Origin of the sequence: Paenibacillus sp. FSL H3-0286 (genome assembly GCF_045040705.1) — a bacterium.
Taxonomy (GTDB): domain Bacteria; phylum Bacillota; class Bacilli; order Paenibacillales; family Paenibacillaceae; genus Paenibacillus_AQ; species Paenibacillus_AQ odorifer.
Window position 1 is genome coordinate 6,370,530 of sequence record NZ_CP150285.1, and the last position, 13,956, is coordinate 6,384,485.

At 44.5% G+C, this 13,956-nt stretch carries 20 protein-coding genes and 3 tRNA genes; 2 read left to right on the top strand and 21 right to left on the bottom strand.

Annotated elements, in window-relative coordinates:
- Positions 1–27: 27 nt before the first annotated feature.
- From MHB37_RS28350 to MHB37_RS28435, 18 genes are all read right to left on the bottom strand, one after another.
- Positions 28–309 carry a holin gene (locus MHB37_RS28350; protein WP_405168753.1) on the bottom strand — a complete coding sequence of 94 codons (282 nt, stop codon included), beginning with the start codon at positions 307–309 and terminating at the stop codon, positions 28–30.
- Positions 310–321: 12 nt separating this feature from the next.
- Entirely contained in the window at positions 322–1,014 is a 693-nt protein-coding gene (locus MHB37_RS28355) for a M15 family metallopeptidase (RefSeq protein ID WP_405168754.1), read from the bottom strand.
- Complete coding sequence (locus MHB37_RS28360) at positions 986–1,375, bottom strand: hypothetical protein (protein WP_339169929.1); 390 nt, start codon at positions 1,373–1,375, stop codon at positions 986–988. Before MHB37_RS28360 ends, MHB37_RS28355 begins: the two co-directional genes overlap by 29 nt.
- Positions 1,368–1,568, bottom strand: coding sequence for a hypothetical protein (locus MHB37_RS28365; protein WP_036681274.1), 201 nt, complete (start codon positions 1,566–1,568; stop codon positions 1,368–1,370). The genes MHB37_RS28360 and MHB37_RS28365 overlap by 8 nt, the downstream gene beginning before the upstream one ends.
- A gap of 2 nt (positions 1,569–1,570) precedes the next feature.
- A complete protein-coding gene (locus MHB37_RS28370) occupies positions 1,571–1,852 on the bottom strand; it encodes a hypothetical protein (RefSeq protein WP_036681272.1) in 282 nt (93 codons plus the stop codon).
- A gap of 93 nt (positions 1,853–1,945) precedes the next feature.
- Complete coding sequence (locus tag MHB37_RS28375; protein WP_076186574.1) at positions 1,946–2,164, bottom strand: hypothetical protein; 219 nt, start codon at positions 2,162–2,164, stop codon at positions 1,946–1,948.
- Between the two features lie 25 nt (positions 2,165–2,189).
- Positions 2,190–2,630, bottom strand: coding sequence for an XkdW family protein (locus tag MHB37_RS28380; RefSeq protein WP_339188616.1), 441 nt, complete (start codon positions 2,628–2,630; stop codon positions 2,190–2,192).
- A gap of 18 nt (positions 2,631–2,648) precedes the next feature.
- Positions 2,649–4,322 (bottom strand): DUF2634 domain-containing protein, encoded by a 1,674-nt coding sequence (locus MHB37_RS28385; RefSeq protein WP_405168755.1) that lies wholly within the window; start codon positions 4,320–4,322, stop codon positions 2,649–2,651.
- Entirely contained in the window at positions 4,319–4,615 is a 297-nt protein-coding gene (locus MHB37_RS28390) for a DUF2577 domain-containing protein (protein ID WP_076099903.1), read from the bottom strand. The genes MHB37_RS28385 and MHB37_RS28390 overlap by 4 nt, the downstream gene beginning before the upstream one ends.
- A gap of 5 nt (positions 4,616–4,620) precedes the next feature.
- The gene (locus tag MHB37_RS28395) at positions 4,621–5,583 is read right to left on the bottom strand and encodes a hypothetical protein (RefSeq protein ID WP_339169939.1); all 963 of its coding nucleotides are present in this window, start codon (positions 5,581–5,583) and stop codon (positions 4,621–4,623) included.
- Between the two features lie 9 nt (positions 5,584–5,592).
- The gene (locus MHB37_RS28400; protein ID WP_076186589.1) at positions 5,593–6,345 is read right to left on the bottom strand and encodes a LysM peptidoglycan-binding domain-containing protein; all 753 of its coding nucleotides are present in this window, start codon (positions 6,343–6,345) and stop codon (positions 5,593–5,595) included.
- A gap of 1 nt (position 6,346) precedes the next feature.
- Positions 6,347–8,290 (bottom strand): hypothetical protein, encoded by a 1,944-nt coding sequence (locus MHB37_RS28405; protein ID WP_280753584.1) that lies wholly within the window; start codon positions 8,288–8,290, stop codon positions 6,347–6,349.
- Positions 8,291–8,484: 194 nt separating this feature from the next.
- On the bottom strand, positions 8,485–8,907 hold the full coding sequence (locus tag MHB37_RS28410; protein ID WP_076129761.1) for a phage tail assembly chaperone: 423 nt from the start codon (positions 8,905–8,907) through the stop codon (positions 8,485–8,487).
- Between the two features lie 125 nt (positions 8,908–9,032).
- Complete coding sequence (locus MHB37_RS28415; RefSeq protein ID WP_036681245.1) at positions 9,033–9,503, bottom strand: phage tail tube protein; 471 nt, start codon at positions 9,501–9,503, stop codon at positions 9,033–9,035.
- Position 9,504: 1 nt separating this feature from the next.
- Positions 9,505–10,827: a phage tail sheath family protein gene (locus MHB37_RS28420; protein ID WP_076193913.1), complete on the bottom strand. Its 1,323-nt coding sequence runs from the start codon at positions 10,825–10,827 to the stop codon at positions 9,505–9,507.
- Positions 10,827–11,006, bottom strand: a complete 180-nt coding sequence (locus tag MHB37_RS28425; RefSeq protein WP_036681241.1) for a hypothetical protein — start codon at positions 11,004–11,006, stop codon at positions 10,827–10,829. Before MHB37_RS28425 ends, MHB37_RS28420 begins: the two co-directional genes overlap by 1 nt.
- Complete coding sequence (locus tag MHB37_RS28430; RefSeq protein WP_038573440.1) at positions 11,003–11,416, bottom strand: DUF6838 family protein; 414 nt, start codon at positions 11,414–11,416, stop codon at positions 11,003–11,005. The genes MHB37_RS28425 and MHB37_RS28430 overlap by 4 nt, the downstream gene beginning before the upstream one ends.
- 531 nt (positions 11,417–11,947) lie before the next feature.
- Positions 11,948–12,445: an ArpU family phage packaging/lysis transcriptional regulator gene (locus MHB37_RS28435; RefSeq protein ID WP_038574900.1), complete on the bottom strand. Its 498-nt coding sequence runs from the start codon at positions 12,443–12,445 to the stop codon at positions 11,948–11,950.
- 289 nt (positions 12,446–12,734) lie between these two features.
- Between MHB37_RS28435 and MHB37_RS28440 the strand changes: the two genes are divergently transcribed.
- Positions 12,735–13,166 carry a helix-turn-helix domain-containing protein gene (locus MHB37_RS28440; protein ID WP_405168756.1) on the top strand — a complete coding sequence of 144 codons (432 nt, stop codon included), beginning with the start codon at positions 12,735–12,737 and terminating at the stop codon, positions 13,164–13,166.
- A gap of 28 nt (positions 13,167–13,194) precedes the next feature.
- Positions 13,195–13,608, top strand: coding sequence for an ImmA/IrrE family metallo-endopeptidase (locus MHB37_RS28445; protein ID WP_036681396.1), 414 nt, complete (start codon positions 13,195–13,197; stop codon positions 13,606–13,608).
- 100 nt (positions 13,609–13,708) lie between these two features.
- Here the strand turns inward: MHB37_RS28445 and MHB37_RS28450 are convergent.
- The 3 genes from MHB37_RS28450 to MHB37_RS28460 all read right to left on the bottom strand — a co-directional run bounded on the left by MHB37_RS28450 (position 13,709) and on the right by MHB37_RS28460 (position 13,955).
- Positions 13,709–13,782: transfer RNA gene (locus MHB37_RS28450), tRNA-Pro, on the bottom strand.
- 14 nt (positions 13,783–13,796) lie between these two features.
- Positions 13,797–13,870, bottom strand: a tRNA-Gly gene (locus MHB37_RS28455).
- A gap of 11 nt (positions 13,871–13,881) precedes the next feature.
- Positions 13,882–13,955: transfer RNA gene (locus MHB37_RS28460), tRNA-Pro, on the bottom strand.
- Position 13,956 lies beyond the last annotated feature (1 nt).

The following is a 13,956-nucleotide window of genomic DNA, read 5'->3' on the forward strand; positions in this document are numbered from 1 at the left end:
TTTTTATAATTCGTACCTATTATCCACTTACCCTTTCGTCGTGCCCGGGCTATTCTTAAAAGCTAGCTCAAACAACCCGGTTGCAGATAAGCCTGCAAGACCCCCAGCCCAAAGGCGAAGCACTAAATCAAGTTCAGTAAAAGGATACGCTACTACGCCGATGAACAAACCTATCAATAGTCCGATAATCGGTACTGCATTACGCGGGATGTTGATACTATTTTTGACCAACTGAACCAGTGCCAGTACGAATACTGCTAATATAGAGGCGAACGCCATAACATCATCTAAAATTGTTCCAGTTTCCATCCTTTTCCCTCCTTAGTGGCTACTTATAATCTCAACCGTTCGAGTCGCAGAATCATAACCTACCTGAGCACCCAGCGCTTCTGCAATAACACGTACAGGGACGTAGGTGATGCCTTTTTCAAGCACTCCATCTGCAACCTTAACCCCATTAACCTTTACGACAGCAATAACATCACTCTTCAATTCTTCCTCCTCCTTCCGATTGATGACCTTATACGCTGACTCCACCGCAGATGTTGAGGGTTTTGTCCCTGCTCGAAACTGTGTGAGTGTTAACCCAAACGCCATTTGAAAATGGGGGTAATCCTTGAAGCTTGTCCAGTCGCCTCCCCACTCGAAGCCCAGCCCTTTTGCCTCCTTCACAACCTCCTGCCAATCTGCGATCTGGTTGTTATTGCCGTCCCGGCACATATCCCATGACACACTCGATCCATTCGGCAGCAAAAGAGCAAAATCTACGGCCAATCCAAAATTGTGATAGCTATATCCGCCACGTGCATTGGTTACAATCGCTCCGGGCTTAGTGCGCCCTTGTGCATATAGAGCATCCTGCTCGGCAATTGTGCGAAGTCCCTGCGTAATGAGAATGGGGATGTTGAGTTTGTAACAACGTTCGATTAGAGCAGTAGCAGCGGAACGAACTACGGGGTGTAGGCCTGTTAGGTGTTGGGCTGATTTATTTTTCACCTGAGTTATTGTCAGCATGAAGTTCCTCTTTTCTGTCTATCTTTTTCAGATAAATAAATTGGTCGTATTTCCCGGAACGTGTCAGTATCGCTAATATGATAATTCCACCAGTTGTACCGAATTGGGCAATAGCCCAGCTATAATGAAGCCAAGTCAGCCCTGTTGCCATGTCCACTCCTAGTAATTCTGCCAAACGGAATAGTAGAACGATAAGCATATTGAATGTATAAGCCAATAAGAAAAAAAGCATAGCCAGCATAAACACGCTGACCACACCTTTTTGGAATCTTTCGTAAAAATATTGCCTGTGGCGATGAATAATGTATATTCCGCAGGCCGTAGTAGTGCCATATAGCACCAATAATAAAAATTCAATCATGTGCATCATGATCCCCTCGATCATAAACTAAATATTTGGCGAACCGGTTACGATCAATCTCCTCCTGAATTTCCTGCGAGACATTTTTATAATGACTTATGGTCAGTGTAACGCTGGTAGAGGCTCTGCGGAGCTCCATCTCTTTATCAACATGCCGGGGGAGAAGCAGCCGCCGAATCCATTGTGACAGCATTCCTAACTCCCCCTGTCTTCCGTATGGTCAATCTTCAGTTTCTTTAAGACGTCCAGTGTGGGCTGCATAAACTCCGAGCGCTCCTTATCCAAAATCGCTTGCAGACGATCCCGATCCTCCTCTGCCCGATCCAGCATTTCTCGCGGTACAAGGTTCCCTTTGACAATCGCACGCAATAACACCATCAGTACGATCATCAAAATGAAAGCAACAATATAAGCCAGCCCATACTTATCTGCCAGCGGCAGCAGCTTCTCCAATTGCGCAATATCCCCTTCGCCCATTCGTCTGCTCCTTTCTGTAATGATGTTGATGCGTAATAGCCCCCGGCACCACCGAGGGCACAAAAAACACGCTCCTGTGTGGATGCGTGCTAATTATTTGGCTGATGAAGCTTGCTCAGTCGAATCGTTTTCAGCAAAATGAATATCTGATCGTTTCTCGATAATCTGATCCTTAACCAAAATCTCATTATCCGGCTGCATGTTATAGGAAGAAATGATATTCTCTATCGGACCCTCCTCACGATCAAAACGAGTGATGCAGGCATTGGCCATCAAGCGGAGTTTGGCGGCTGTCAATGAATCCATTGTCATGATTACAACTCACCTCCTTTTGGGTTTATATGCTGAGTAATTCAGCCATAATGACTTCGACATCTTGAAGCCTGTCTTGCAAAGTAGTATTCTCAGCACGGAGTTGCTCGAATTCGCTTAATTCTGGTGGTTTGTTAGCTTCTGCTTCTAGATATGCTTCCCACGCGGCTTCGAGTTCTTCTTCCGTTGGTTGTGGGACATCTAGGTTCCAAGCTGCGATGTATGGGCCACGTTCAATAATGTCGTAGTCTACGCCCTTTTTCAATCGGTTAAAATCCACTACATAACGATAGTGTACATCTTCTATATACTCGGTTTCGTCTTGATCTAATAGTCGGATTTCGTAGCGTGTGCGTCCGTGTACGCCTTCGTGTAATACGGGTTCAGCTCCGTTATCTTGCACTATGAAATCTTTTATTGGGTCGGCGTTTGGGTATAGATACATAATTGCTTGTGCTATATTCATTGTTCCTCATCCCCTTTTCTATGCAACTTTAACTATTCTCAAATGACTGAAAAGACCGTCACCAGTTACCCCAACGTTAGATGTTCCGTAATGATAAATGTAAAATTCAAGCGTATGCCCAGCGCTAAGATCTGTATTAGAAACCCCAAGGACGGAAACGTCTTGCCCACTAGCTGACGCAACGGTTCTTCCAATGCACTGATCCCGCGCTCCGTTTTTATAAATTTGAATCTGAACCACAAATGGCAAGGGTACGGATGTGCATGTAGCCATAACATCAATAGCGTATATACCAGCAGCTTTTGCAGTGAAAATCCCGGTGGTCGCATTCCATTCACCTAAACGATCATAGTAAACCGATGGGAATAAAAGTTTAGTGAATGTGAGCGGTACGATTGTTTGTGTAGCGCTACCGCCGCATGCAATATTACTTCTAGAATTCGTTGTATTATCTCCCCATGGGTTAAGAACCCCACTTGTGATGATACCATTTAATGAGCCTTCGGGAGTTATTCCTGATGGCTGTGAGCCATATTTATAGATTGAACCGCCATGACTAGTGTAAAGACCTACGCCATTCGCTTGCCCCGTGTTTTCGAGTGATGTAACAATCGAAGCACTTCCGACTATTATTCCAAAGTTTCGTCCAGATACCGAAGAATTTCTAATGTCTGCGTTTTGACCTGCAATATTAATGCCCGGATAATTAGCGGTAGTTCCACAGGAGCAATTTTTAATGTCGATGTTTCCACCGTCATATGCATTAAAACCCATTGAGGTTGTGGTATTAGCAGAAAAACCGTCTATAACAATACGATTGCACCGTTCAGCCACGAAGGAGCGGATAGTTACAGAAGTACCCATAAATTGAACATGACCACCGCCTACTTTGCCGCTAATCCTCACATCTTCGGCATAGGTTCCAGATGTAACATTTATAGATGCAGTATGATTAACAACTTGAGGAATCATGCCGATAGCCCTATTGATTGTTTTAAATGCCCCTGCTGCCGTATTGGCTAAACCGTTGTTTGTGTCATTCCCGTCCGTCCGTACGTAGTACGTAATATCCGCTGTCGTCTGCTGAGGCGTAGTAACCAACGGCGCCTTACCATTCAACTGCCCCTGAATCCCACTAGTCACCCCATCCAAGTACCCAAACTCCGCGTTAGAGACCACTCCCGTTCCAATCTTCGAAGCATCAATTCCGGCTGAAGCATTAACATCGGCGTTTACAATCACCCCAGCCGCAATTGCGGTCCCCCCGTCACCAGTACTTATAACATCCCCCGTGTGATTAGGATGCACATAATTATTCGCTCCTGTTGCAATCCCCGCCAGCTTTGTTTTCTCAGCTGCGGTGTAGTCGTTCGTGGATAGCTGCTTACCAGTAACTTTATCGACCTTGCTATTCACTGCATTATCCAAAATGTCCATATTCCCGTTCAAATCGGCAATATCAACGATATCTGTTCCGTAATCAGAACTGTAAATCAGATGTTCAAACCGTTCGGTTCGCAAAATTTTTGCCGCTGCCTGTTGAACTGCTTCTAGTCCATCCGTTTGGCCTGTAATCCTTTTTCTCTCCCAATCCATCCGGTACGTAAGACTAGGGCTTTCCCCACGCTCAAGGTTGACCTCCCCCTCAAGCAAGGCCGTTATCGGTCCAGCTTTTCCAATCGCCGGGATCATATCGGGCTCACCAGCCGATCCAGAACAATGTAGCTTTGTCCGCCCTGCATTCGAACCATTAATACGCGGTCCCCACTCGCTAATCCTCGCCGAAGTATTACTTCTTTGCCCTCGATGTCGATCTTGCTTTCCATTACCGATTCAGGCAGCACTAACGCATTCCCCGATAAAATAAACCGCTGATCCACCTGGATCTGCAAAGGAGCTGCCTCCGTTACCGTTCCATAAGAAAAAGCCACGGGATTTGTACTTCCCACGGCTCCTAGACTTGCTTTTTTAATAATATCTAACATCATTTCTACACCACCTTAATATCGAGGGACATGGTATGCTCCCCTCCAGAAATCTTATGGCTGCATTGGTCTACCAGAAACAATTGAGTCTCGAATTCATCCAATAGGACATAAATGAAATTGCCTGCTCTTACACGCATATCACCAATCGCCTGTACGGAGAGACTGAGCTTTTCACGGTTGTGCATTTTCAGTAAATTGTTTGCCTTCTCCTGAATTTGTGCAGTATTCGCTTTGTCATCAGCCTTCTGATACAAGTGCAGGATACCCCAGCGTTTCACATTATCCTTGTCACTAACCGGAAAGAAATCGCGTTTGCCCGATGCCTCGTTATCCTTGTACAGAAAAATCGTGTTGTACGTATCGTCATCAATACTTTTTTTGAGCGAATAATCGTACAGATAATGACCCGCTCCGAGCACCAGGTTAAGCAGCATAGAATCCGGTTTACGCAGCGTCAGCTTCCCAAAATCATCGTAAAAAGCCATCAACCGCCCCTTATACTGAAGCTCACTGCCGATGGCTCCCATAATGATGTCTAACAGCTTTTTGTCATCTTCAATTAAAGAAGGAATCCGGTACTCTGTCTCCTCCAGCACACCTGTCTTTAATCCGTAGTCCGTTGTTATTTTCTTGATCACATCACTAGCCGTAACATCCTGCAAAACATAACTACCATTGCCCAGCAAATAACGAATCTGATCATAGGCAGTCAGCTTAATCTCCTGATCCGAGCCCGTATCAATGCTGAACACAAATCCGTAAAATACATCCACATTATCTTTACTGAACTGAATAATATCACCATTGCTGATCCCGAACTTGGGGAGCTGATAGATTCCGCTGTCCACAAGCGTTAACTCTAGCGTTGACGGTTTACCTGACCGTGCGGTTTTCCAAGAAATATCTGAGACGATGCCAGAAATATCCCATAGATTCCCTTCTTTATTCTTCACTAGCAGTTCCATAACATCCTCCTACGGCAGCTTGATGACTTTACCGATGGGCAGCTTCTTCAGCTCACTATCCGGAATGCCATTAAGCTTCTGAATGACTTTGTACTTCGAGCCATCTCCTAGGTTTTTTTGAGCGATGCTCCATAGACTGTCTCCAGCTTTTAAGGTATAGGTAGTAGGCTTTGCTTTTTCATTGGCCCGCTTCTGTTCCGCCTTCACTTCACCTTTGACAACCTTCACAGCTACCGCCTGATAGAATACGTATTTTTTGAGAGATAACGAATATTCAATATCCCCTGACGTACCCGCACTAAGCTTCCAAGTGAAACCTTCAATGCTCATAGCCATATTCACAGCAAAATCAATTTCTAAAGATCTATCCTCACTAATTGAAGATTCCTCTAGCCATTTCTGCGGTTTGTTTAACTTCTTTTCATCCTTTTTCGTATCATCGGGATACCTCACACCGGAGAACACAAACCGAATAGGACGACGACTCTTCATCCATTTCTTAATAAGCTCCACATATTCAAAAGGCCTTTTCAATCCATCCTCTTGCACCAATACGAACGGATACCTTTGTGCCGGGAAAATACTTTCAATTGTGATCTCCGTAAGCTTCGGATAAGCAATCGTATTGATCTCACCCAGATCGATAATGGTATAGCTTTTTCCATCTCCACTCTCCTTGATTTCCAAGGTCTCTGGATTGACTGGCAGCCGGATTGCATCCTCCTGATTATTAAAGCCCAAAAAAATCCCGTACTCTTCCACGTTACGTATACACCCCCTGCGCCGTAGAGACAAACTCCTCGTTCAGCTTTTGCCCGATCTTGTTGATAATCGTATCAATGTCTCCGGCATTGTTAATATTCCCGGTCGTCACCTGCACCGTCGGCGTAAGCTCCACAAAATTCTGGATCGCCTGAATCTCGGCCAGCTCGCGCAGCATTTTCAGATCATCACTGGAGATGTCTACGGTGTCGTTGATGGAGCCGAGCTCGTTCACACGGTTGACGGTGTTCAGATTATTGCCCTGAGTAGCTAGTAGACCTGTTGAATCCAGTGCTTTTGTACTGCTGATCGGATTCAACATATCCTTCACTTTTTCAGTAGCATCGCGCCCTTTGTCCATCAACTTGTTCGTGGCATTCTTTCCTTTTTGACTGGCGCTATTAAAACTATCTTCAAGATTAACGTACTCGATCTTAGCAGTCTTTTGCTCTGGAAAATTATCAGCGGTAGGAGCAAACGCCTTAAAATTTTGCCGGTATTTATCGATCATATCGCTTGCTGCATGAGGAATTTCCGGCTCCTTCCTCTCAACTTTTAGTTCACTTATCCCCAATTCGTCGAAGAATGGAATATGACTTAAAGCCTCAATCATGGAATTGAATTTGTCTAGTACCCAATTGATTGCTTTTGCCATTACCTTCATGAATCCCCCGGCAAAGCCCTCTGCTCCAACTGTCATATTGTAAAGAACATTAAGGGCACCCATACCCAAATCATATAGCAGCTGCTTCATAAAATTGACCGCTTCATGAAATTTATTCACTATATAATCCCATGCAGAGATAGCTGCATTCTGTATAAAAATCCAAATGTTATCCATCACTGCGCTTAACCATCCAAATGCTCCCACTATAGCTCCAACGACATCCCCCGCAGAAATACCTAACATTTGAAAAATATAAATAAGAACAGCTATAACAGCGATAACCACTAAAATAGGCCAGTTTACTACCAACCATGCTGCTGCAAGCTGATAAGCGGCTGCTACAAGTAGAGCCACTTGTACGATCATAGCTACGAGATAGACAATGGCTATCGCTTCAAGAATCGGTTTAATCCAAGACCAGTTCTCCTGCAACACTCCAACCAACCATAATAAGCCATCCACTACCATGCCAATCACATTAGCAATGATCAGAAAGCCGTTAGCCATAGCATCTATAATCGGCATAAATTGGTTTGAAGTCAGCGCCTCGTTCAAAGTATCCATCACTGGCCTCAAGGCTCCCATTGCTTTCTCACCGATTTTCCCAAGTGCAGCATCTGTATTGTCATTCAGCTTATTCCAGTCAGCGATATCTCCTGGTTGTGCCGCAGCTTTTACAGCTTTCTCCCCAAAAGACTTCACGGCATTAAATGGCTTTACCACATCAACTGTCTTGAGAAACTTCATAATTCTCGAGTCAGGAGTTGGTGGGGATGGTGGAACCGGAGGTTCCTTTTTCAGATTAATTTTGGGCTTGGGGACCGGATCAGCCTTAACCTCCGGCTTTTTCTCCTCTTCTTTCTTTTTCTCCTTCGCTTTTAGCCCTTTCCACCACTCTACCTTTTTCGCCTCTTCTTCTTCAGCCTTACCTTTTTGCACACTTGGGGAGCTATTTAATGTTCGAAGCGCTAACTGTTGTGATTGCCCTGCTTGTTGGCTTTGCTCGATAACTATATCTCTAGAAACTATGACCTTAGGAGGAAGTCTCTTAAAGCCTTCAAGTAGCGTATCATTGATATCCTGCAAAGATTGGTTCACTAGATTCAGAGAACGGCTCATCTCATCGCTTGACCGCTTAACAACTACCTGCACTCCCTTGACCAATCGATTAACGATATCCAGATTGCTGTTCACACGAACACATTGTTTATTAACACTCTTCCAAATTGCCAGAGATTTCATCGGTAGCATTACGGCTTTAGATGCGTCTATCTTCATTCTCTCACCCCCTAACTATCTCTTCCTCGCCTTACTCCGTGCCTGATCGCGCTTCTCCTTCTCCACACGAACAGCAATCATCGCATATATTGCGGCGCGTTCGCGGGAAGACAGCTTCATCAGCTCATGGGGTAAAATGTGCAGCTCATGGAGGGCGTAATAAGCAAAATTGGCTTCACTATCGCCCTCGTTGATTAGTTTTTTACTTCATCCACCAGCTCGTTCATGTCCGTGCCAAAACCATTTAAGGCCTGCACCCGCTCACCCAACGCCGCGAATTCACCTGGTAGCAGCATTTTACGCAGCAGTGTCTCAGCGCCAAGTACGCCATAAGAACGCTGCAATTCAGCATTTTTCAGATCCGGATGCACTACACTTGAGGTCATCAGCTTCGCCATATAATCGTTAGGCTCAATTTCGGAGGTATACACTCCGTTTTTACCTTTGACTTTACGGGTTGCGGCCTTGCGGCATTCCTGATTCTCATCCTCAGTCATACTGCGCAGCTTCCAAGCTACCGCATTTCCTTCCTTATCCTTAAAACGCTGGGATACTACAAACTCCTCGGTCGTGTCACATGCTACATTTTGGGCAAAAAACAAACTTAATTCGCTCATTGTCTTCCTCCTAGAATTATTTATTAGATACTTCTCCTGCTACTAGCTGCCAATAGACAGAGAAGAGACCCGCCGCTCATTCTACGTTCGGGTCTTGCTTGCTCCAATCTATCTAGTTGTCTTAATTAAAGCCCGGAACCTGCCGGAGCACCAAAAGCTTGCACAATCTGCACATCTTCAAAGGTAAAGCTAACTTCTTCTTCCAGAGCATCTGACTCTGTATCAAGTGAGGCCATGATGACACTATCAAGGTTCACGCCTTTTAAAATAATACGCTGTGCTCCCACGCTGGACGATGGATCTTCGTTCGTAACCTCAATATCGAAGTACTGATCAACACCCGTATTCATATAATCGAGCATCATCTGGCGGAAACGACTAGTCATATAAAAAATCGTCATCGAACCGCTGCCCGACCATCCAGTCGCTTTATGCTGAACACCCCGGCGGCCCAGTGTTTTCACCTCTGCCTTTGTTTTTTCTACTGTAGCTTCAAGAGTTTTCACATAGAACATCTCTTCGGTTTGCGTACCAATCACAGCATAAGCACGGCCCTCCTGGCCGGAAATCGTATCACTAGCTTTTAAAAATGCCATCTTAAACCACCTTCACTTTCATATATACTTTTTCTACGGAATCTACCGGTTTCACAGCCACATCCAGCACGATACTATCACTATCTGCACCAGCCACAACTACAACATCTGTCTGCGCGTTAAAGCCCTCAATTGCACCCATATCCTGCAAATCATTCATATAAGTCGCACACTGTGACCAGAAAAGAGCACGGCCATCTTCATTATTCGCGACCTTACCGATATAGTAGTTCTCAAAAATACGCTTCATATCATTTGCAATTCCATCCAGCACGCGCAGTACACGATTTTTGGAGAATGCTTTGCCTTTGTCCGGTGAAAACGCGGTAAATGTATTGATATCCTGTTCCACCACAGCCCGTCCGCCACTGTAAGTAAAGATAAGCTCTCCTTTTAGCAACGCAGCTGTAGTCTCAGAATGGCTAAGTCTTACATCAGCATCCACCGAATCATCATAACCCTGATAAGTCAGCGATTCATTAACAGCAGCTGCTGCTGTAGCACCAGCTACCCAAGCAACGGCATTGACGTTATCAATCGTAGTTCCGTCGCTCAGTACTACCCCATTATTCACGCTAATCACACCTTCATGACCTGCAGCCGCATAATCGGATAGTACAGCCTGTACCTTTTTCCCTTCTGTATCCCGAAGCCGTCTCACAAAAGAACTGTAGAGTGCCTTCAGAGCACTATCCTGCGATACTAGACCCACTGTTTGGAATTCCTGCACCTCAAGAGCAGACAGGAAGTCACTATGTGCTCCATTCGTCACGGTTCCGTTAGCCCCCCCTGTAAGCGGCATGCCTGCAATTAGCTTCAAGCCTTCTGCACCATTTTTCTGGAATTGAACATAATCGTTCGCGACCAACTCTTCAGCCGTTCCGACCGTTTGCTTGTTCAGTTCGGTTCCATTAAGCAACGTCTTTACATCAAAAAGAGCAGCATTCTCTATATTTTTCTCAATCACAATCAAAAGATCATTTCCGCGTACACCGCCATATTTAGCTGTTACCTGAAGGCCGTTATTCGTGACTGCCGCTTTAACGCCTTCATTCAATCGATAGAGCAGCAAGGTTCCCGCCCGTTTCAGCGCTTCACGCACTGGCAGTAGAGTTGGATGTTCCAAATCCACTCCTAGCAGCTTATTCACATCATCCTGCGGGGTAATCTTCATGATTACTCCCGGCTCTCCCCAAGATAGGGCAAGCGCCAATGCCGTAATCCCGCGTTCTCCCATTTTGCCGATGGCACCTTGATTTGATGCTACATTTACGTACACCCCAGGGCGCACCTTATTTTGCGTTGTCCATGTTCCGCCTGCCATTAGTTCATTACCTCCTTATTTTTGAACAATCCCATAGATTGCTTTGCTTCTTCGAGCGTATAGTTCTTGCCATCCTGCAAAATAACGTTCAATATATCCTTTTCCCTCGGCGTAAAAAGTGAGGAATTCACAATCTGTTCCTTACTGAACCCATTCCCGTTACTCCCTTTAGTACTCATTTCAATCGTTCTCCTCCAATCATTTGTCCCATCTTAATGCTGTCAGGCTTGTCGTTTTGCAAATACAACATATAGTCAACTGTAAACAGCGGCCCATGCCCTTCAGTTCCAGCTTCCCAAGCTTGCCTAACTACACGAAAAGCTCCACCATCCTGCTCCATTCCTGCCATCGCCTCACTCAGCTTATCTGCCATTCTCTCAGCTTCCAGCAAATTGCCTTGCTCATAACGGATGCCAAAACGGTAGACCGCTAAATATCTGCCCTCCCGCTGCCGATCCAGTGTTGCTGAGATCAATCCGGGATGAAAATAAGCGGTTTGAGGTTTTTCTCCTTCTACATATACAGGCACATCAGGAAAATACCGTTCAAGTGTACTTGTAATGTGTTCTCGCAATTGTTGTACCGACATCACTCCATTCCTTTCTGATCTGCGACCGTTCGTCGATCCTTGATGGTGTTAACCTTCAACTGCATGAACATTAAGCAGACACCCCCTCAACTAGATTTAAGAAAAAAGGATACTATCCGAGGTTGGATAATATCCCTTCTTCATTAGGCAAATGCGAGAAGAATCTTTCACCGCTAGGTTGTTCTCATCACCCTTAGGGCGGAACTATTAGCAGAGCATTCATGCTCTTGCGGTGTTCTTTTGCTTCATTTGCCATGTTATAATCATACCCCCATATTATCCTTGCGGAGAGGGTAAACGGACGAGGTTTTGGCTAGCTTTGGGATGGTATAGAGCGTTTTTTTGGTGGTACACAATTGAAGACAAGCTAAAGAGCTTTCGACCCTCCTTTTATGGACGGCAAGCATTTGTGCGAGGATTATAAGGATAAAGTACACCCTGAAACTTATACTTTCTTATAATTCAAAAAAAGACCGCATCATCCGCTCGGACGATACAGTCTTCTTTACTAATCAAACTATTCTACTTCTATTAAGTAATACTCATTTTCTCTTTCTTTACCCTAGGCGCTGTTGTTACTAAAGTTTGCAGAGACAGTAAGCCGAGATCCGTTAACGCTAATGCCATCTTGTAAAAAGCCTTCGAGCGTATCTTCACGTAAGTGTCCTTACTTACCGGTGGATCAAACACATGATTGTAAATCGTATAATCGTACATCTCGTCTCTTCTCATATACCTTTCCCGTACCAGCTGCTGTTCTCTCGTATCGAGTCTCTCTACCACAGAGTCTATTGCGGAACAATAAGCTCTCCTTGCGGCGGGGATGTCCACATTATAAGAAGCTATCGCAGCAGTCTGATCAGTTACAGTGTTAGTAGGACCATGAAATCTTTCTGTGTATGAATAAGTTGTGCTTGCTTCCTTAGCTTCAAATGTAACGGTCTTAAAAATACGGTATTTCTCCAACATGCTCTCTATAGCGACCTGGGTTCGGCGACGGTCCAACTCTGGTAAAGTTGATATGTTCATCATTTATGCACTCCTTTTGGGTTTAACTGAATGAGATTTAATTTGCGGAATTTTCCAGCCCAATGTGATAAAATAAATCTTGTTCGTATTCTGTTCGTATTTTTTCTATAATATACCACTTCTTTACCAATCTCGTAAAACCCCGTTTTAGGCTGTTTTTATCGAAAAAGAGCGTATATCCCTCCATTATCTTGCCTTTTGGCAATTATATACGCTTTGTTGTTTACCTATTGGCAAAAATGGCTTATATTATTATCATAAGGTTACAGCCAATAAGGAGTGAGTTGAGATGAAACAGGAATTCGGGGATTATATGAAGCATCTTCGGGAAACAAAGGGACTCACCATTAATCAATTAGCAGTAGCTGCCGGAATCAGCGGTTCGCAAATTTCCCGGATTGAGAATGGATTAAGAGGGGTTCCTAAACCAACCACGTTACGCAAAATTGCTGAGGCCACTGGCGTCCCCTACGAGGAGCTAATGGATCAAGCAGGGTATTTGCAGGACCAGACTCTTTCAAGCAATGAGGCTGTCCCAGATTGGGCCACAAGTAAAGATAAAAGAGACTTTCGAAAAATGCTAGAGGATGATGGAGAGCTGATGTTTGACGGAATTCCATTAGACAAAGAAGATAAACAGAGGATAAAAGATGTACTAACCGGATTGTTCTGGGAAGCCAAACAGATGAATAAGAGAAAAAAATCCAAAGACACTAAATAACTATACTAACATGCTGCAGGTGAAGAACATGGATGAACTGATCAATAGTCTGATTAAAAAATATAAAACCAACTGCCCGTTCGAGCTTGCCGCAGCACTAGGCATTCAAATTCGTTTCATGAATCTGGGGACTGGCACAAAGGGATTATATTATCGAAAATTAAGAAGAAGGTTTATCGTCATTCATAATGAGTTGCCTGTAGAATGGCAGCGCTTCGTTTGTGCGCATGAATTAGGACATGATCGGCTTCACAAGGGGATCAATCGCTTTTTTCTGGAGGAAAGCTCCTATTTCTCTCCTGGGAAGCTTGAACGTCAAGCTAATGTATTTGCTGTAAAATTATTATCTTCAGGCAGAAGCCCCGAACAAGAGGAATCATGGAGAAACTATTATCTACGGATTGGAATTCCACCGGAAGTCCGATTTTTTTTGGAGGAATAATAGAACATACGTTCTTATGATGTATTTATATGTATATTCAATACATAACAAAAAAGCCCTTACCGAAGTAAGAGCTTTTGAGCAGCGATTAAGCTGAGTATCGGGATGACACGATTTGAACATGCGACCCCCTGGTCCCAAACCAGGTGCTCTACCAAGCTGAGCTACATCCCGTTACTATAAAATTATGGAGCGGGTGATGGGAATCGAACCCACGCTATCAGCTTGGAAGGCTGAAGTTCTACCATTGAACTACACCCGCAAAGGTGAAAATCGGGATGACACGATTTGAACATGCGACCCCCTGGTCCCAAACCAGGTGCTCTACCAAGCTGAGCTACATCCCGT